This is a genomic window from Roseateles amylovorans, from assembly GCF_025398155.2.
In the GTDB taxonomy this organism is placed as follows: Bacteria; Pseudomonadota; Gammaproteobacteria; order Burkholderiales; family Burkholderiaceae_C; genus Roseateles; species Roseateles amylovorans.
Genome location: NZ_CP104562.2, coordinates 2472573 through 2490983 on the forward strand (window position 1 = coordinate 2472573; position 18411 = coordinate 2490983).

Annotated in this window: 16 protein-coding genes; 4 read left to right on the top strand and 12 right to left on the bottom strand. The window is 66.6% G+C overall.

The window, feature by feature from the left end:
• Positions 1–49: 49 nt before the first annotated feature.
• The 9 genes from N4261_RS10495 to N4261_RS10535 all read right to left on the bottom strand — a co-directional run bounded on the left by N4261_RS10495 (position 50) and on the right by N4261_RS10535 (position 8925).
• On the bottom strand, positions 50–538 hold the full coding sequence (locus tag N4261_RS10495; RefSeq protein ID WP_261760089.1) for a lytic transglycosylase domain-containing protein: 489 nt from the start codon (positions 536–538) through the stop codon (positions 50–52).
• Complete coding sequence (locus N4261_RS10500) at positions 535–1620, bottom strand: type II secretion system F family protein (RefSeq protein ID WP_261760090.1); 1086 nt, start codon at positions 1618–1620, stop codon at positions 535–537. Before N4261_RS10500 ends, N4261_RS10495 begins: the two co-directional genes overlap by 4 nt.
• 10 nt (positions 1621–1630) lie before the next feature.
• Positions 1631–3355 carry a GspE/PulE family protein gene (locus tag N4261_RS10505; RefSeq protein WP_261760091.1) on the bottom strand — a complete coding sequence of 575 codons (1725 nt, stop codon included), beginning with the start codon at positions 3353–3355 and terminating at the stop codon, positions 1631–1633.
• 203 nt (positions 3356–3558) lie between these two features.
• Positions 3559–3717 (bottom strand): hypothetical protein, encoded by a 159-nt coding sequence (locus N4261_RS10510; protein WP_261760092.1) that lies wholly within the window; start codon positions 3715–3717, stop codon positions 3559–3561.
• A complete protein-coding gene (locus tag N4261_RS10515; RefSeq protein ID WP_261760093.1) occupies positions 3714–4343 on the bottom strand; it encodes a hypothetical protein in 630 nt (209 codons plus the stop codon). The genes N4261_RS10510 and N4261_RS10515 overlap by 4 nt, the downstream gene beginning before the upstream one ends.
• A gap of 52 nt (positions 4344–4395) precedes the next feature.
• The gene (locus tag N4261_RS10520; RefSeq protein ID WP_261760094.1) at positions 4396–5853 is read right to left on the bottom strand and encodes a type IV pilus inner membrane component PilO; all 1458 of its coding nucleotides are present in this window, start codon (positions 5851–5853) and stop codon (positions 4396–4398) included.
• A 1-nt stretch (position 5854) separates the two neighbouring features.
• Positions 5855–7639 carry a secretin N-terminal domain-containing protein gene (locus N4261_RS10525; protein WP_261760095.1) on the bottom strand — a complete coding sequence of 595 codons (1785 nt, stop codon included), beginning with the start codon at positions 7637–7639 and terminating at the stop codon, positions 5855–5857.
• Positions 7640–7707: 68 nt separating this feature from the next.
• Entirely contained in the window at positions 7708–8223 is a 516-nt protein-coding gene (locus tag N4261_RS10530) for a toxin co-regulated pilus biosynthesis Q family protein (RefSeq protein ID WP_261760096.1), read from the bottom strand.
• A 54-nt stretch (positions 8224–8277) separates the two neighbouring features.
• A complete protein-coding gene (locus N4261_RS10535; RefSeq protein WP_261760097.1) occupies positions 8278–8925 on the bottom strand; it encodes a type II secretion system protein in 648 nt (215 codons plus the stop codon).
• A 321-nt stretch (positions 8926–9246) separates the two neighbouring features.
• On the opposite strand from N4261_RS10535, the gene ligA reads away from it, so the two are divergent.
• Complete coding sequence (ligA, locus tag N4261_RS10540) at positions 9247–11370, top strand: NAD-dependent DNA ligase LigA (protein WP_261760098.1); 2124 nt, start codon at positions 9247–9249, stop codon at positions 11368–11370.
• 71 nt (positions 11371–11441) lie between these two features.
• The gene (locus N4261_RS10545) at positions 11442–11789 is read left to right on the top strand and encodes a hypothetical protein (RefSeq protein WP_261760099.1); all 348 of its coding nucleotides are present in this window, start codon (positions 11442–11444) and stop codon (positions 11787–11789) included.
• Here the strand turns inward: N4261_RS10545 and N4261_RS10550 are convergent.
• From N4261_RS10550 to N4261_RS10560, 3 genes are all read right to left on the bottom strand, one after another.
• Positions 11749–12642, bottom strand: a complete 894-nt coding sequence (locus N4261_RS10550) for a DMT family transporter (RefSeq protein WP_261760100.1) — start codon at positions 12640–12642, stop codon at positions 11749–11751. The two genes, N4261_RS10545 and N4261_RS10550, sit on opposite strands and share 41 nt — an antisense overlap.
• The gene (locus N4261_RS10555) at positions 12639–13121 is read right to left on the bottom strand and encodes a methylated-DNA--[protein]-cysteine S-methyltransferase (protein WP_261760674.1); all 483 of its coding nucleotides are present in this window, start codon (positions 13119–13121) and stop codon (positions 12639–12641) included. Before N4261_RS10555 ends, N4261_RS10550 begins: the two co-directional genes overlap by 4 nt.
• Before the next feature lie 284 nt (positions 13122–13405).
• The gene (locus N4261_RS10560) at positions 13406–15130 is read right to left on the bottom strand and encodes a DNA-3-methyladenine glycosylase 2 family protein (protein WP_261760101.1); all 1725 of its coding nucleotides are present in this window, start codon (positions 15128–15130) and stop codon (positions 13406–13408) included.
• A 285-nt stretch (positions 15131–15415) separates the two neighbouring features.
• Here N4261_RS10560 and N4261_RS10565 point away from each other — a divergent pair, with 285 nt between their 5' ends.
• Together N4261_RS10565 and N4261_RS10570 are read left to right on the top strand one after the other, a co-directional pair.
• On the top strand, positions 15416–16804 hold the full coding sequence (locus tag N4261_RS10565) for a phosphomannomutase/phosphoglucomutase (protein WP_261760102.1): 1389 nt from the start codon (positions 15416–15418) through the stop codon (positions 16802–16804).
• Between the two features lies 1 nt (position 16805).
• Positions 16806–18176, top strand: coding sequence for a 3-deoxy-D-manno-octulosonic acid transferase (locus N4261_RS10570; protein WP_261760103.1), 1371 nt, complete (start codon positions 16806–16808; stop codon positions 18174–18176).
• The last annotated feature ends 235 nt before the right edge of the window (positions 18177–18411 follow it).

Below are 18411 nucleotides of genomic sequence, written 5' to 3' on the forward strand. Positions count from 1 at the left end.
AGCGTCCGTGCGATCGGACGGGGCCGGATCCGGCATCAATCGACGCAGATCATGGCTGGCGCGTCGTGGGCAGCCGGGAGAGCACCTGTCGCGCATAGCGCTCCCGGCGTTGGGGGTCGCTGGTGTTGTAGGCCCCGAGTGCCGCAACGGTCACTCCCATGCGTTTGAAATTGCCCCCGAGAATCCAGGCTCCCACCATCACATTGGTGCAGGGCTCCCAGAGGTCCTGTTGACGCAACCCGTGACGTTCCAGCAGGGGCAGCCAGCTGGAGTTGATCTGCATCAGGCCGATATCGGTCGAGCCGTTGCGGTTGCGATTGATGGCCAGCGGATTCATGCCGGATTCTTGTTGCGCCACCGCGCGCAACAGCGCGGGAGAGACGCTGTAGCGCATGCCGGCAGCGTCGAAACAGGCGGCCTGCGACGAGCCCAGACCCAGCAGCCAAAGCGCGCCGATCAACCCGAGCCTGCCCACTTGGATGCGATGGTTAGGCCTCGCACGGCGCCATCGATGCACGGTGTATGCGGTCGCGCTCATCGCGGGCCTCCAGCGGCAGCGTTGCTCTGGATGCCGCTCTGCATCTCGAATGCGGTGGCGAAGAAGCCCAGCATCATGAAGCCCAGGGTCAGGCCAGCGATGGCCATCAGCAACCCGTTGAGCTTGGCGGCCGAGGCGCCAATGCTGCGATCGATGCGATCGATGGATCCCACACCGATCTTGACGAAGGCGGCGACCGGGTCACGCCGCTCCGAGGCGTCCTGCACACGATCTTCCATGGCGCGGTTCAGCACGCCGGTGGCGAATGCCTGTCCGAACTGGGTGGATTGCTCGCTCGAGAGTCGGGAAAGAATCTGGCGCAAATGCCAACGCATCCACGGCGAGCTGAAACGGGCGGCCCGCTCCAGCGATGAGCGAAGCGACACGCCGGTGCGCATCAGGGACGAAATCGACACAATCAGCATCGATCCGGAGAAGTCGCGGTAAAGGCTGTAGGGGGCACGGCGGTCCAGCCACCGCCGAACGGGCCCCTGCCATCTCGGCAGCGAGTAGCCAAAGGCCACGATCAACCCGACGATGCTCAACGCGATGAACAGTCCGTAGTGGCTGATGGTGGTGGAGACCCCATACAGGACCCGGCCGATCCACGGCCATTTCTCGGGGGGCATCAGTTCGGCCAGCACGGGCACGGCGAAGAGCGAGAAACCGGTCAGCAGCGCCGCGAACATGATCAGCAGGATCGTCGGATACGCAATGGCCTTGCGCATGGTCAGGAACATCTTGTCGACCTTCTCGACGGTGTCCGACATGAAATACAGACCGCGGGACAAGGTCGCGTCCCCGCTGCCCTGGATCGCATCGATCATGATCAGTTCCGCTTCCGGAACAATGCCGACGAGCGCCTGCGACAGCGAGCCGCCCATCACGTTTCGGAGCATGTTGCGATACAGGATCGCATCGCCGCGCGAGCGTTGCCGTGCGCGGCTTTCATACTTGCGAAGAATGGTGAACAGCGGCACCTTGTCCTCCAGGGCGCTGGCGAGGTCGTAATAGAAATCGGCCCGCCGAGCACGGAGTTGTCGTGCGGCATTCCAGGCCAGGAACCAGTCGATGATGAGCATGGGAAAGCCGTCAATCCTTGGTCAGTGACTTCGCCAACTGAGCGGCGTTGCCAAAGGTTCGTTCGAAATAGAAGGGATCCACCCGCCCTTGCGCAATGTCGAAAAGCACGTGACCCCACGCCTCCTTGCCGTCCATGTCGGGGTCGTTGAATGGCGACTTCAACCGACTGCGCCAGTAGCGTCGTGCCTCCAGGTCCCGGCGCTGCTGCAACAGCTCCAGCATCTGCAGGTCAGGGACGATCACCTCAGCGCCCACCTTCAGGCCCATCGTGCCGTTGCGGGTGCTGCCCGCGTAATCGATGCCGGGCTTGCGGCAGCGCTGGCAACCATGGTCGCTGGCGCAGAACAGGCGTGAGGTGTCCAGGCCGAATCCCTGGGCGTAGGTTTGCAGTTCGTCGGCCGTCAGCACTTGCGATGCCGGCACCTTGCAGTGCTCGCAATTCAGCGGAACCAGGACCTGGTAGACGAGCGCCGAGATGAACTCCGGGTTGCAGAGATCCTCGCGGCTCAAGCCGACATTTGGTGAGGCCAGACGGTTGATGACGCCCAAGGCCGAGGTGGCATGCACGGTCGACAGGATCTTGTGGCCGGTCTGAATGGCCACCTGGGCCATGTTGGCCGACAGAGAGTCGCGGATCTCACCGAACAGGCCGACATCCGGATCCATCCGCAGGAAGGACAACATTGCGCCGTGGAATGGATTGGTGCCGACGGCGGTGTCGGCGGCCCGCTGGATCGACAGATGGGTGACGCCGCTCATTTCGTATTCGACGGGGTCTTCGATCGTGATGAGCTTGCGCGAGCCCTGCCGGGTGAGCTGCGCCATCATGGTGTTGAGGGTCGTGGTCTTTCCGGATCCGGTCACGCCGGCCACGAAGATGCCACCCCAGGCCGAGCTGAGCGCGTCCTGAAGACGTTCCGTCTGCCAGTCGGTGTAGCCCAGCCGGTCCAGCGTGAGCAAGCGCGTGCGGGATTCGCTGTTGGACCTGAGGATGCGCATCACCACATCCAAGCCCCCGACGGCGGGGTGGCTCTGATAGCGCAGGGTGAGTCGCTGATCCGATAAGTCGACCGGGATCATGGCGGCTTGCGGTACCCCGACATTGAAGGCAACTTCGCTGCGTGAGCGGTCTTCGGCCAACACGGTGTAGGCCGCAGACACGCCATCCATGACGATGCGCGAGGGGAAGCTGCCCAGGTTGCGCATCAGCCCGTCCAGTCGGACCCGGGCACGCGCCATGTTGCCGCGCACTTCAAGGTGCAAGTCACTGGCGCCGGCCAGGACGCAGCGGTGAATCACGCCGCGAAACCACTCCAGCGGCGACGAGTTCGCCACCATGTCTTCAATTTCGCGCTCGCTCTCCGCCTCACGATCGGCGGTGCTGGCGCCACGGTTCTCATGCCGGTAGGCGATCAGGTCGAAGATCTCAGGTTCGGCCGTCACATAGCCAGCGAACTCCAGTCCCAGTTGCCGTCCGCCCTGGACCAAGTGGTACCAGACCGGGCTGTGGAGTTCGTCGGTGGACGAGACGATCATGAATCGCTGCCCCGCCAAGCCCAACGCCATCAGCTTGTTCTGCTTCGCCCGTGGGACTTTGAGTTCCTTGCCCAGGTCGCGTCCCACGAGCGTGTCTGCCACCACCGAGATGACGCGGTCGAATGCCGGCAATTGGGCGTAGTCGCTCACATGGCGGTTGGGTGATGGAGCGGATTCCGCTGGAACGGCATCGGACATGATGGTGAGGAGGCGGTTGGCGTGGCGGGGTGGGGCGCATCGACGCAGAAAGGCCGGATGCACGGGGTAATGCGCACGGAGGCGCACGGAGGCGCACGGAAGCGCACGGAAGCGCACGGACAGGACGCGGGACCAGACGAATCTTGACGAAAGGGGCTTTGACCGGAGAGATCGATGGGCCGTCATGGAGCGCCCCTTACGGATCAGCGATCAGCCAATAGCCCCTCGCCTTCAGCTGAACGGCGAAAACCAATGACGGTGACCTTCACGCGGTCGGCATGCATCAGCGATGGGAGGCTGGATTGGCCGATTTCTGATTCGATGCGGCATCCATCGGTGCGTCTTCGGCTGGTACGCGTCATGGCGAGCTTCGCCCGTTCGTGGCAAGGCCGTTACCGTCGAACGGAAGCTGGGCCGCGCGCAAGGCCGAAGCGGGCAGCGTGGCACCGCTCAGCGCCGAACCCGCTGCCGAAGGGAAGGGGTAATTGGAGACGGGGGTGCCTCGCTGCGGCGGTGCCAGGGTCAAGGTCTGTGGCAGTCGCTTGGCGCGGCGGACATCGTGACGGAGCGACAGCGTGACGCCGTCGTCCTGGATCGATTGCACTTGCCACGGACCGATGGCGTCGTTGGACGACCGCTTGCTGTCAACATGGTAGATCTGGCCGCCGAAATAGATCTCTGCATGCAGTCGCTTGTCGACACCCGACAGTGACCAGATCTGAGGGAGCTCCTCTGCGGAAGGGGCGCTCGGTCGATGCGCGCCGTCCTCGGCTGGCGGGGCGGGGGGGGCGACGACCGGGGGCTGGACGGCGTCCGTGCCCAGCATGCGGCGGGCCGCGGCGTCCAGCTCAGCCGCCTTCTTGCGCCGAGCGGCATCGATGACTTGCTGCATCGAGGCGGATGCAGGCTCGTACTGCGTGCCAGAGGCCGGTTCGGTTTGCGCGATCGATACGCCAGGTCCAATCAGCAGGATGGCGCCGACCGCCAACAGCACGGCGCTGTACGTCCGGTTGGCATGAGCGCCGAGCGCTTGGGCGGTCTCAGTATGGTTTACCTTTGGCATAGATGCTTCCAGAGAGGGTGTAGGTGACCTGGCCGGCCGACAGCTGGACCGTCAGGTTGTCCGGCACAGCGGTGTCGGGGAGGTCGATGGACGGAAGTGACCAGATGTTGTCGACCAGTCGCCACTCCATCGAGACCACCGGTCGTTTCACGACCTTGATGTCCCGCACTTGTGGTGGGCCGAACAACTGACCGGGCCTCAGGGTGGTGCTGGTGCTGCCGCCACCGCCTGAGGCCACCAAGGTCAGGTCCTGCAGTCGACTGCCCCACAACGTGGTTGCGTCCTTCTCCAGCGGCAGGTGTTCACGCTGCAGCGAGGGCAGGGTCGGTAGGGCGCCGGACGCGGCCGATGCGAGTGCTCGGGGCACCTGGACCGGATGCCGGGTGGTAATGGCCGACTTCAACAGGTCGCCATCTTGGCCGCCACCCGCGCTGGACAGTGCGGAGCCGGTGGCCTTGGCATCGAAGTCGTTGAAATTGCCGTAGTTGCGGTGCCAGGTGGCCAGGCATTCCTGTGAGACCCGGGTGCATTCCACCCGTTGCAGGGTCCATCCCTCTCGGGATAGCGGAAGTCCCTGAAGAATGCCGCGCCAGCTTGACAGCAAGGCATTGCCCGGCTGCCCCATCGAGGCCAGCATCGAATCAATCTTGTTCTCGTAGATCCGGTTGGGATCGTTCTCGTAGGCCTGGCGAGCGGCAGCCTCATCCTTGAGGCGTTGCTGATGCTGCTTCCACAGCATGCCGCCGACCGAGCCGCCCACCACGAGCGCGGCCATCGTGCCACCAACCACGGTACGGATCAGGGCCCGGTTGATCAGCGGTCGAACCAGCGAGGCGGCCTCCGGCATCTCGAACATGGCGTTCAGCTGCAGGGATTCCGCATTCGCGATCTGGTCGGTCAGGTTGGTGGCGAGCCGAACGTTTTGATCGATGTGAATTTCACGGAATTCGCGCAACAGGCCGAGCGCCGCATCCAGGCTGTTCAGCAAGCGGTCGAAGCCGGGAACCGGACGGCGGTCCATCAAGCCGATGAATGCCACCTGCTTGCCGATGCCGATCACACAGGCTTCGGCGCCGCCAGAAGAGAAGCGTTCGATCAGGAGCACCACCGCCGAATGCGGACGCCCCGGGCCCGCTTGAATGCCTTTGGCCAGGCCGACCAAGCGTCCGTCGGGAAGCATGGCGGCATAGTTGTAGCCAATCTTGCGCGCTCGCTGCAGCTCGGGGCCGGGCGCTGAAGCGTCTTCGACCGGGCTCCAATCCAGATCAAAGGCCAGGCGAACACCTGCCACCGTGGCGGTGCGGGCCACCGACCCCGGCCCATGGCCGGGTGCCCGCGGATCATCGGCATCGCCCGCTGCGTCAGCGCCCCGCGGCGGATCACCGCGTGGACGGTCGCGGCGACCGCGGCCAAACAGCTTGGTCAAGGTGAACATCTCAGTTTTCCGAGAGACGAGGCGTGATGAGGATCACCGTGCCCTGCTTGGCGCGCGCGCCTCGCTTGGCAATCGGAAGGAGGCCGCGGACGATGTCGGTGTCGTCAGCCTGGCTTTGTTCCCGCTCATAGCCGATCAGGACCAGGGTTTGGCCGGCGGGGACGCTGGTGCGCTGCAGGGAAGAGAAGCTGACCGTGTCCGGCAGCTGGATCGACTGCGAGGTGGTGCCGGTGCCGCTGGTGAAAGACTTGAGTTCACGCAGTTCACTGACCTGCATCACGGTTTGCAGCAGGATGCGGTTCGAGTCGAGGATCACTGGCAGGATCATCAGGCCCAGCCCGGTGGAGATGGAGCCAGGCACCAGAGAACCTGGGGTGGTGATGCCGGTGGTGGCATTGACGGTCGCTGCTGTGGTCTGCCTCACGTAGGAGCGTGTCTGCAGGGAGCCCACCGGGACCGGCATGCGGTTGGTGGTCGTGACCACACTGGAGTAGGAGGTGGCCACCTTGCCGTACTCCTGCAGGGACTCAGCCATCAGCCTGCTGGGCGAGTCGCGTGAACTCGAGGGTGCCAGGATGAAGGACAGCGAGCCAGGCGTATTGCCGGAAAGCGCGCCCCCGCCTTGCGGGCCCGTCAGGGTGAGCTGATTGCCATTGAGCTTGCCCAGCACGGCCTGCCAGTTGATGCCGTTGCTGTACTGATCCGACAGGTTGACCTGAAGGACTTCCACCTCCAGCGCCACCTGGCGCAGCAGGTTGACGTTGATCTCCTTCAAGAAGGTCTCGACCCGCTCGACATTGGTCAGTGCATCGGTCACGGTGACCAGGCCGGAGCGCGGGTCGACCTGCAACTGAGCGCGCGCAGAGAGCATCCCTTTGAGCGAATCGGTCAGGCCGGCCCAGTAGTTGCTGTCCGTCTCGAAGTCGATCTTGAGCGAGCCGGTGTTGCTGCTGTTGCCGCCGCCACCGCCACTGCCACCACCACCACTTCCGCCGCTGTCACCGCCGCCTCCACCATTGTTGGAGCCAAACACGTCCAGGCTGCCTGTGGTCTTGAGTCCGTTCGGCAGCGCCTTGACCATGATGGAGCGGGTGACCAGTCGCGAAAACACGATCTTGCCGCCGGCGTATTCCCATTGGAGGCCGGCACGGGTGGCGACCAGATTGAGCAGACCTGCGAGCGGGCCGGAGTAGTCCAGCTCGATGGAGTTCTGCAACTCCTGGGCTGAGATCGCCAGCGTACTCGCGCCGGCCATCGCCGCGAGTCGGGCGCTGGCGGTCTGGAGATCGTCAGTGCGAGCCTGCGCCGACTGCGTGGCCGCATTCAGGCCGCCGGGTGCATAGTCGCTGGCACTGTTCAGTGCATCGGGCGTCATGATCACCGGGATGTCGATCAGGCGGGAGATGAGCTCCGCGACAGTCACCAAGGACTGCCGACCGGGATAGCGCAACGTGACGTTGCCAATGTGCGTCGGGAGGCTCGCTGCGCGTTGCAACGGGATCGAGTGCCGCGCGAAACGCGGGGCGATGTCGGCCGTGACCATCGGCGGCAAGGCTTGGGGCTGCCGGGCGTGGGTCTGGAATTCGGCGGAGCGTTGCTGGGCCGTGTGGTAATCGTCCTGGGCCAGGCGGGTACTCTGTACCGCGCAGCCGCTCACCGCAATCCATGACGCGAGCGATGCCACTTTGGCGAAGGTCTGTGTCACCTTGGCCACGGGGCTGCCCAATGCCGGGCGCTGGTGTGCCAAGGGGAGCGTCGCACCGAAGGCCGGGTTGGCAGCGTTCACGGCGCAAGCCGAATGGGCCGAGGCGTGGCGGGGTGATTGGAGGCGGGAGCGAAGGGGCGAGAAGGGGGTCATCGACGATCTCCGTCCAGCATGTAGCGCTTCACGCGGACGACACGTGTGTTGGGGTTGATCAGGGCTTGGACGGGATAGTCCGTTTCGCGCAGCGAGTTCATTGCTTCTTCCAGCACCTGGGTGAAGTTGCCTTGCAAGGTCACCTGGGCATCGATGGCGAAGTCGCGATCAGCTTCCCAAACCAGTTGCCAACCGGCGATGCGGGTCCAGCGCAGCAGGGTTTGGCGGAAAGTCTGATCCGCCAGTTCGACGGTCCATTCGCCTGAGCTTTCGGCGCGCAATGTCTTTAACAGGACCTCGTCTCCGTCAGCAGCGACGGAAGCAGGGACGCGCGCACGAGGAGTGCGGACCCATTCGACTTCGGCGTAGCCGCGCGGCTCTGGCGGAGTGGTCGCGTGAGGAGCGGAGGTCGATGCCGCCTTGGCGGCCGGGTTCGGGGTTGCGTTCGCGGCCCGCGTTGCCAATGGAACCGTGGCTAGCGTCGCCAGCAGCAGGAGATGGAGGTTCTTCATGGAATAGCTGCGCCCGACCGGCGATATCGCCGGTCGGGCAAAGGTAGTTTGGAGTTAGAGCACGATCAGTGCGTTGATGGTGCGAGTGCCTGCTCCGGCTTGGCAGTTGTCCACGAGCTTGGCGAGGTCGATGCCAGAGTTGGCCTGGATGGCTTTGACGACGATCTTGTCATCAGGCGCGCCGTCGACGACTGCCTCGGCAACGGTGTCGTCCACCCAAATGCCTCGGGCCAACGGCGCCAGGCCATTGGCAATGGTGGCGCACATGTTGGAAGGAATCTGAGTCATGCGGACCACATAGCCTCGGCCAGCTTCGACTTCGCCAATTTTGGCGTTCACACCCAGGGTGAAGATGTTGCCGCCGAAGGAGTTCGTCACAGCGGCTTTGCCGCTCTCCCACTTCACGGAGGACTCCGGGAAAGCGCCCAGGGCCGCTGCCTGGGTGGTCGACAGGGTGGGCAGGCCTTTGCTGTTGCTCAGGGCCCCCAGCAGGGCTGCGTTGATGCGCGGCACATCGGCCAGCAGCGCATTGGCGCGGTTGTTGGCCAGGATGCGTTGCACGCCGATCAGCGAGCCGACGATGACAACGGAGACGATGGCCAGAGCAATCGACAGTTCAACCAGGCTGTAGCCGCGCTGGCGTGTCGATGCCGAACGGGCTCGTGCGAAGGGTTGGAAGGACTTCATGCGAAACAGCTCCAAAGAAAGTGATAGGTGGGGGAGCAGGGCGGACTGGGTCGATGGATGGACCTATGAACCGTTCCCGCCTCTCGGCTGCCGTGATCAGCAGCGCGAGCCGTATCGTAGGGTTTCATCTGATAAATGTGATTCCTGAGAAATTGCAAAACTGATACTGAGGTGTTGTCAGAGAGGGGCCTGTCAAAGTCGGATGTCCCCAATCGAAGAGGTGGCCGTGCGGTGGGCATCGCTCGCCATGCGGATGGTTCTGCCAGGCCCGTACCCGCTCGAGGCGGGCGCGATGGCTGTCTCGGGCAGTCAGTGGGGCTGCGCCACAATGTGTGCATGACATCCCTTTCCTCCGACGTACCGGCCGCCGTGGCCTCGCGGGCGAGTGAGCTGCGCGACCTGCTGAATCACCACGCCCATCTCTATTACGTGCTGGATGCGCCCGCGCTTCCCGATGCCGAATACGACAAGCTCTTTCAGGAGCTGCAGGCACTGGAGGCCGCCCATCCCGCGCTGCTGACTGCAGATTCACCGACGCAACGGGTGCTGGGACGAGTGCTCGATGACTTCGTACCGGTTCGACATGCCGTGCCGATGCTGTCCATCCGGACGGAGACCGATACCGAAGCCAGCGGCGCCGTGAATTTCGATGCGCGGGTCCGGCGCGAGCTCGATCTGCCGCCGGAGGCCCCCGCTGTGGAATACGCGGCGGAACTCAAGTTCGATGGCCTGGCGATCAACCTGCGTTATGAGGAGGGCTTGCTGGTGCAGGCCGCTACCCGCGGCAATGGCGAGACCGGCGAGGATGTGACGCAGAACGTGCGCACCATCGGCCAGATTCCGTTGCGTTTGAAAGGCGTGAGCGCCGCCGTGATCGAGGTCCGGGGCGAGGTCTACATGCGCCGCGATGACTTCGAGGCGCTGAATGAGCGGCAGCGCGCCGCCAATGAGAAGACCTTCGTCAATCCGCGCAATACCGCCGCCGGCGCGGTGCGGCAGTTGGATCCCGCGTTGGTTCGCCAGCGGCCTCTGAGTTTCTTTGCCTATGGGTTGGGAGAGGTCCGCGGCTGGGAGATCCCACCCACCCACAGCGCGCTGCTGGACGCTCTCGCCGCGTTCGGACTGCCGGTCTGCGAGGACCGCGCAGTCGCCCGCGGCGCGCAGGGCTTGATCGATTTCCATCGTGCGATGGGCGCCAAGCGCGATGAACTGCCGTTCGACATCGACGGGGTGGTCTACAAGGTCAACAACCGCGAGCAGCAACGCCGGCTGGGCTTTGTGTCACGCGAGCCGCGCTGGGCGGTGGCCCACAAGTATCCGGCGCAGGAACAGGTCACCCGGCTGGATCGCATCGACATCCAGGTCGGCCGCACCGGCAAGCTCACCCCGGTGGCGAAACTGGCGCCTGTGTTTGTGGGCGGAACGACGGTCAGCAATGCGACGCTGCACAACGTGTTCGAGCTGCGCCGCAAGGGCGTGCGCATCGGTGATCAAGTGATCGTGCGTCGCGCCGGGGACGTGATTCCGGAGATCGTCGGCAAGGTGGAGACGGCCCGGCCGGGCTATGTGCCCAATTTCCACATGCCCAAGCACTGCCCGGTGTGTGGCAGCGAGGTGGCCCGGGAGAAGGGGGGCATCGACCACCGCTGCAGCGGCGGCATCTTCTGTCCGGCCCAGCGCAAGCAGGCGCTGCTGCATTTCGCTGGTCGTCGGGCGATGGACATCGAGGGCCTGGGCGACAAGCTGGTCGATCAACTGGTCGATGGCGGCATCGTGACCAGCTTGCCGGGTCTCTACAAGCTCGGTGTGGCCAAGCTCGCGGCGCTGGACCGCATGGCCGAGAAGAGCGCCCAGAACCTGGTGGATGCGCTGGAGAAGAGCAAGAAGACCACGCTGGCGCGCTTCCTTTTTGCGCTCGGCATTCGCCATGTCGGCGAGACCACGGCCAAGGACCTGGCCAAGCACTTCGGCCACATGGACGCGCTGATGGCCGCGGATGAGGCGAAGTTGCTGGAGGTCAAGGACGTCGGACCGGTGGTGGCCCACAGCGTGGCGTCGTTCTTTGCAGAAGCGCACAACCGGGAGGTCGTCGAGCAGCTGCTGGCTGCAGGGATCGAGTATCCGAAGACCGACGGCGCCGTGGCGGCTCAGGGGCCCCAGCCGCTGGCCGGCAAAACCTTTGTGCTGACCGGCACGCTGCCCACCCTGTCTCGGGACGAGGCCAAGGAACTGATCGAAGCGGCCGGCGGCAAGGTCAGTGGATCGGTATCGAAGAAGACCAGCTTTGTGGTGGCCGGTGAAGAGGCAGGCTCCAAGCTGGAGAAGGCGCGTGAGCTGGGGCTGGCCATCCTGGACGAGGCCGGTCTGCATGCCTTGCTCGCGTCCGCCGCCGATACAGCAGCGGACGCGCAGGTGGATGCCGATCCGTCCGATGCGCCGGCGTCTGACGCTGGCGCTTGACCGTCCGAGGGAGCGTCGCTGATCGACCGCACGTCAGCGGCGCGCCGATTCCCTCAGCGCATGGCGGCGATTTGAAAGCGGTGCTCAAACGCTACTTCAGTGGGGCCCACCGTGACGCGCCGGGCGTGGGATGTGCGATGGCGGCACTGGCGGTGGATGCCGCGCGGGAGCAGGGGCAACTGGGCGCCACGTTCAGCGATGGCATGGCGGCTTACCTGCGGGAGCTGGCGGTGAACCGTCTGGATGGCACGGTGGTGGAAGAGCCCGATGCGCAGGACCGGGCCCGCGCGATCCACACGTTGTCGGTGATGGTGGGGTCGATGGTCCTGGCCCGGGCCAGCGCGGTGGCGGCACCGGCGCTGTCCGAAGAGAACCTGACTACTTCGCTGGACGCGCTGACCCGCCCGTCGGCCACCTGAGCACGCCGACCGCCAGCGCCGTGCCCAGCAGCACGACCAGGCAACCCGCCGCCATGGACGCAGTGAGCGTCTCGCCCAGCGCCAGCCAGCCCCAGATCAAGGCGAAGACCGGGATCAGGAAGGTCACCGAGATGGTGTTTGTGGGGCCGATGCGCTTCATCAACCGGAAGAACAGGATGTAGGCCACGCTGGTGCACAGCAAGGCCAGCAGCCCGACCGCCCACCAGGCGCGCGCGCCAGGCAGGGTGTCGGGACGAAGCGCCACTGCCGGCGCCGCCAGCATCATCGCGGCGGCGAACTGGCTGCCGGTGGCCACGGCCAGAGGGCTGGCGCCGCTCAAATAGCGCTTGGTCGCATTGGCCGCCAGGCCGTAGCTGCAGGTGGCGATGAGACAGGCCAGGATCGCGAAGCCGCTGCCGCCGGGCTTGAACGAGGCCTTGTCCCAAGCCAGCAGCACCACGCCGGCAAAACCCAGCGCCAATCCGATCAGGCGGGAGCCGTCCAGGCGTTGGCTGAACCAGGCCCAGGCGACCAGCGCGCCCCACATCGGCGTGGTGGCATTCAGGATGCTGGACAGCCCGGCATTGATCGAGAGCGCCGCATAACTGAACATCGCAAACGGCAGCGCGCTGTTCAGCAGGCCGACCAGGAGCAGGGCGCGCCAGTGCCGGCGGAGGTCGCCCAGCCCCTCGCGAAAGGCCAGCAGCGGCACCAGCAGCACCGAGGCGCCCGCCACCCGCACCGCGGCGGTGGCGACCGGCCCGAACTCCGGCGCGGCGACCCGCATGAAGAGGAAGGAAGCGCCCCAGATCGCGGCCAGCACCACCAGTTCCAACAGATCACTTTGCTTCACGCGAGAGGTCCTTTGCCCGTCAGGGGTAGTGCTTGTTCCAGCCGCAACAGCGCTTCCTTGCGATGCAGACCGCCGGCATAACCGGTGAGATGGCCATCGGCGCCGACCACACGATGGCAGGGGATCAGCAGCGACAGCGGATTGCGTCCCACCGCCGCAGCCACCGCCCGAACCGCTTCGGGACGACCCAGCCGGAGCGCGAGTGTGCCGTAGCTGAGCGTGGTGCCCGCAGGAATCTCAAGCAAGGCCCGCCAGACGGACTGCTGGAACGGTGTGCCCGCAGGGGCCAGCGGGAGGGTCCCGTCCGCTGCGGCACCGCCGCCGGCCGCGTTCGAGTGAAAGTAGGCCAGCACGGCGGCGCGTGCCGCTGCGAGGATCGGGTCGTCGTCGCGATGCGGTAGATCCAATCGGCCCGGATGGTATTTCTGATCCTCGAACCACAGACCGGAGAGGCCGTCTGCATTGCGCGCGAGCAGCATGCGGCCCAGCGGCGTGTCGATCTCGGACTGGAAGAGCGCCCGCAGGTGGGTCCGACCCGCCGCGCGGCGGCTGGGCGTGACGACGTCGGCGGTCGGGTGCAGGCCGTCGGCGGGCGTGGGCAGCGTCTGGGAACTTGGGTTCACGGGACGTCGGGATAACGTCGGCGGTGAGGAGGATGTGGGCGATGTGGGCAAGGGACGCGATGTGTCGGTCGCAGGCTGGGCCGAGAGGGCGCCGGACCGCGAAGGTTCAGTGAGTGGGGCCGAGGGCAAGTGGGTGGCGATCATGGCGACGGTTCCTTCCTGGCGGGTCGACGGCAGCGCGGAGCGGCGACGGGAGTGGGGAGATCGGAGGTGCGACCGGACGTGAGACCGGACGTGAGACCGGAGGTCGGACCGGACCTGAGATCGGAATCGGACCTGAGCTTGGACGTCGCCGCCCCCTCGGCGAGCGCCGCCACCGCGGCGATCGCCGCAGCGATTGGCCGGGCCGTGCGCTTCACCGGTGCAGCAGCGGAGGCTTCCCGCCACCACTGCAGCACCGCATAGCTGCGGTAGGGGGCAAAGGCCTCGGCGGCCGTGATCAGGGCCAGCGGCGTCAGTGGGCGTCCGGCGCGATGTTCCAGTCGCTGCTTGAGCACGACGTCGCCCGGCAGGAAGGCATCCGGCCAGCTCCAGCCCCGCATCAGCATGTAGTGGGCGGTCCAGGGGCCGATCCCAGGCAGCGCGACCAACTCGGCAATCGCCGCCTGCACGCTGCCACGGCCCTGCGCAAAGCCCAAGGTGGGCCACTGCTGCGCCAGGGTGATCAGGGCCTGTGCGCGACGTGCCGGCATGCCGAGCGAGGCGATGTCGTCCACACTGGCCGCCGCCAGACGCGCGGGCGGCGGGAATGCATGGGTGATGCCTTCCGGCGCGCCGAGCGCCACCGGCAGCGGCTCGCCGAACCGGGCAATCAGACGGGTAGCCAGCGTCCGTGCAGCGGCCACGGTGACCTGTTGACCCAGCACCGCACGGATCGCCAGTTCGAACCGGTCCAGCGTGCCAGGCAGCCGCAGTCCCTCAGCGGACGATCCGAGCGAATCGCCCAAGGCCGCCGCGATGGCGTGGGGATCGGCATCGAGGTCCAGCCAGCGCCGCAAACGAGGCATCAACGCGGCCATCGCCGGCCACAAGGAGGCGCTCAAGCGCACCTGCACCTGGGCACGCTCGGCACCGTCGGCGCTCAAGCGCACGGTGAGCCAGCCGAGCAGGTCGTCCTGGCCGGGCCGGGCCAGTCGCACACTGCGGGACAGCGTCAGCCGCTCGATGTCGACCTGCTCGACGCCGGGCACCGCCCGGGCCGCCAGGAACTGCAGCAGCACCGTGCCCAGGAGCGGCGGGCGAAGGTCCAGGCGCAGCTCCGCCGTCTCGGTGGCGGTGTCCGTCGGATCGCCTCCGGTGCGGCGCAGGGCGGTCGGGCTCAGGCGGTACTGCGTGGCAAAGGCCGCATTGAAGCGACGCAGGCTGGAGAAACCGGCCGCCAGGGCGACCTCCGAGACCGGCAGACGTGTATCCGTCAGCAACTGCTTGGCCAGCAACAGGCGCCGGGTCTGCAGATACTGCAGCGGGGCCACGCCATGGACGGCGGTGAACACCCGGCGCACATGCCGCTCGCTCACGCCCAGGTGGGCGGCCAACACCGGGAGCGAGGCGGTTTCCGGGGCGCATTCGTCGAGCCAGCGGGCGGCTTCGCGGGCCAGCACCTCGCCCGCATCCATCGCGCTCCACCGACGTGCGGCTGGCGCCAACTCGGGGCGACATTTCAGGCAGGGGCGGTAGCGGGCGGCTTCCGCCAGGCTGGCGCTGGCATAGAACTCGCAGTTTTCGCGCTTGGGCGGCCGCACCCGGCAGATCGGGCGGCAGTAGATGCCGGTCGTCTTCACGCCCACGAACCATTGGCCGTCGAAGCGGGCATCCCGCGCCAGCAGGGCGGGGTAGCAGTGGTCGGGGTCGAGGGAGAGGTCCATGGCAGGGATGATAGGCAGCCAGTCCCTGGACGGCTCGCCGTTTTCGGACCTGTTGCTGACACGGCCTGGCAGTTGCGGTGGCGCGGGCTTGGCCCGCCGCTTGCTCTCTCACACGCCGGGTTACATCAAGGCATCAGGACACCTGCCTACAATCCGCCCCAGTTTCTGCCCACCGCAAGGCGGGCCGCTCGGCAGCGTGTGGGACGTGACCGTTCCGCCGCCCGCGCCGGGCCTCATCTCAGATTCCGATCTCCATCTCAGACTTCCATCTCAACAGGGACGCTCATGCAAGTTCACGCATCCATCTTCAAGGCCTACGACATTCGCGGTGTGGTCGGTCAGACACTGAACGAGGAACTGGCCGAGCACCTCGGCCGCGCGTTCGGTACCGAAGCCAAGCTTGCCGGTGAGAAGGCCGTGGCCGTGGGGCGCGACGGTCGCGTTTCTGGTCCGTCGCTGGTGGATGCGCTGGTCCGCGGGCTGAAGTCGACCGGTCTGGATGTGGTGGACATCGGCGCGGTGACCACCCCGATGCTCTATTACGTCGCGGCCACCCGTGGCAAGCATGGCTGCAACTCCGGCATCCAGGTGACCGGCAGTCACAATCCGAAGGACTACAACGGCTTCAAGATGGTGCTCAAGGGCGCCGCCGTCTACGGCGAGCAGATCCAGGGCCTGAAGCGGCGCATCGAGGCCGAGGACTACGCCACTGGCAACGGCCGCGTCGCGTCGATGGATGTGGTGGCCGAGTACAGCGCCCGCATCGTCAAGGATGCCAAGCTGTCGCGTCCGATGAAGATCGTGGTCGACAGCGGCAACGGCATTCCCGGCGCCACCGCGCCGGCCATCCTGCGCGCCCTGGGTTGCGAGGTGGTGGACATCTTCTCGAAGGTGGATGGCGATTTCCCCAACCACCATCCGGATCCGTCGCGTCCCGAGAACCTGGAAGACCTCAAGCGCATCGTGCACGCCACCGATGCGGAGCTGGGCCTGGCCTTCGACGGCGACGGCGACCGCCTGGGCATCGTGACCAAGGACGGCACGATGATCATGCCGGACCGCCAGATCATGCTGATCGCGGCCGACATCCTCAAGCGCAAGCCCGGCTCGGAGATCATCTTCGACGTCAAGTGCACGCAACGCCTGGCCCCGTGGATCCGTGAGCACGGCGGCAAGCCGCTGATGTGGATGACCGGCCATTCGCTGGCCAAGGCCAAGCTCAAGGAGACCGGCGCCCCGCTGGCCGGCGAGCTGTCCGGTCACATCTTCTTCGCCGAGCGCTGGTATGGCTTCGACGATGCGATGTACACCGCCGCCCGCATGCTGGAGATCCTGTCGCGCTTCGACGATCCGAGCAAGGTGCTCAACGAGCTGCCCAACAGCGTCAACACGCCGGAGCTGAACGTCCCCTGCAAGGAAGGCGAGCATCACGAGGTGGTGGCCAAGCTCAAGGAAATCGCCGAGTTCCCGAATGCGAAGGAGCTGATCACCATCGACGGCATCCGTGTGGAGTACGACGACGGCTTCGGCCTGGTCCGTGCCTCCAACACCACGCCGGTGCTGGTGCTGCGCTTCGAAGGCCACACCCAGGAAGCCCTGGAGCGCATCCAGAAGGAAGTCCTGGCGCAGCTCAAGCGGGTCAAGGCGGACATCAGCTTCACCTCGGGTCACTGAGATGGCCACGCCGGGCGGTCGCCCTGGCGCGGCTGCCTGGCCCCCGCCGCAGGACAGTCTGCGCGAACGGCTGGCGCGCGCGGCCTTCAGCACGGTGCTGAGGCTCGCCGCGCCGGTCTATCTGATCCGCTTGCTGCTGCGCGGGCGGGCCGAGCCGCTGTATCGCGCCCATCCGGCACAGCGATTCGGTTTCGGCCCGGCCATCGCCCCGGGCGCGCTCTGGGTGCATGCGGTGTCGCTGGGCGAGACCCGTGCCGCCGCGCCGCTGATCGAGCGCCTGCGCCAAGCGCGACCCGGCCTGCGGCTGCTGCTCACCCACACCACCGCCACCGGCCGTGAGGCCGGTCAGGCGCTGCTGCGCGACGGCGATGTGCAGCGCTGGCTGCCGGTGGACACGCCCGGCGCGGTGCGGCGCTTTCTCCATCGCACCCGACCGGCGGTGGGCGTGCTGATGGAAACCGAGATCTGGCCCAACCTGCAGCATCAGGCGCTGCGGGCGGGTGTGCCGATGGTGCTGGCGAATGCGCGGCTGTCGGCGCGCAGCCTGCGCCGCGGCGAGAAGTTCCAGGCGCTTCTGGCCCCGGCCGCCCGCAGCTTGCGCCTGGCGCTGGCGCAGACGGCCGACGACGCCGACCGGTTGCGCCGGGCCGGTGTGGCTGAGGTGCAGGTCAGCGGCAATCTGAAGTTTGATCTCCAGCCGGATGAGGCGCTGCTGGCGCGGGGACGCGCCTGGCGGTCGGCCCTGGGGCGGCCGGTGGTGATGCTGGCCGTGTCCCGCGAAGGCGAGGAAGCCGCGATGCTGTCCGCCTGGACGGCCGCTGCTGCGGCGCGGACCGCAGCCGGTGAGCCGCTGCTGCTGATCGTGCCTCGGCACCCGCAGCGCTTCGACGCGATTGCCGCGCTGGTGGCCGACGCCGGCCTGAGCCTGGCCCGCCGTAGCAGCTTCGGTCCGCAGGCGGACGACGTCCCACCGGCCACCGCGGCCGCGGCCGACGTCTGGCTGGGCGATTCGATGCGCGAGATGTCGCTCTATTACGGACTGGCCGACGTGGCGCTGCTCGGCGGCAGCTTCGAGAAACTGGGCGGACAGAACCTGATCGAGGCCGCCGCCTGCGGCGTGCCGCTCATCATGGGACCGCACACCTTCAATTTCGCCGAAGCGGCGGCGCTGTCGATCGAGGCCGGGGCCGCGCGGCGGGTGGAGGATCTTCCCCAGGCGCTGGACGCAGCGCTGGCCTTGCTGGCCGGGCCGTCCGATCGCCTGGCCATGGCGGAAGCGGCCCAGCGGTTCGCAGGCGCCCACCGAGGCGCAGCGGATCGGATGGCGGTTCGGATTCTGGGTTTGATCGCCGACCCCGGCCTCGCTGGGTAGCGGCGGCGCGTTGGCGCCCTCGGGACGTCCCCGAGCGCGACCCGCAGTCAGCGCGAATGACCCCCGTCATCGTCTCGATCGCTTCTCACGGCTGGCATGCAGGTCTGCGGATCCGCCAGCCCGTCAGCCCGTGGGACCGTAGAGCCATAGAGCCATAGAGCCATAGAGCCGTAGGGCGGTAACGCGGTGAGGCGGTCAGGCGTGGGTACCCACGTGCACCCTGCGGCTTGGCGCT

Coding starts and splice junctions, on each gene's coding strand:
- N4261_RS10500 (WP_261760090.1), bottom strand. CDS start 1,620: ATGCTCATCATCGACTGGTTCCTGGCCTGGAATGCCGCACGACAACTC.
- N4261_RS10530 (WP_261760096.1), bottom strand. CDS start 8,223: ATGAAGAACCTCCATCTCCTGCTGCTGGCGACGCTAGCCACGGTTCCA.
- N4261_RS10505 (WP_261760091.1), bottom strand. CDS start 3,355: ATGTCCGATGCCGTTCCAGCGGAATCCGCTCCATCACCCAACCGCCAT.
- N4261_RS10510 (WP_261760092.1), bottom strand. CDS start 3,717: ATGACGCGTACCAGCCGAAGACGCACCGATGGATGCCGCATCGAATCA.
- N4261_RS10555 (WP_261760674.1), bottom strand. CDS start 13,121: ATGCTGCTCGCGCGCAATGCAGACGGCCTCTCCGGTCTGTGGTTCGAG.
- N4261_RS10560 (WP_261760101.1), bottom strand. CDS start 15,130: ATGGACCTCTCCCTCGACCCCGACCACTGCTACCCCGCCCTGCTGGCG.
- N4261_RS10570 (WP_261760103.1), top strand. CDS start 16,806: ATGGCCACGCCGGGCGGTCGCCCTGGCGCGGCTGCCTGGCCCCCGCCG.
- N4261_RS10565 (WP_261760102.1), top strand. CDS start 15,416: ATGCAAGTTCACGCATCCATCTTCAAGGCCTACGACATTCGCGGTGTG.
- N4261_RS10520 (WP_261760094.1), bottom strand. CDS start 5,853: ATGTTCACCTTGACCAAGCTGTTTGGCCGCGGTCGCCGCGACCGTCCA.
- N4261_RS10495 (WP_261760089.1), bottom strand. CDS start 538: ATGAGCGCGACCGCATACACCGTGCATCGATGGCGCCGTGCGAGGCCT.
- ligA (WP_261760098.1), top strand. CDS start 9,247: ATGACATCCCTTTCCTCCGACGTACCGGCCGCCGTGGCCTCGCGGGCG.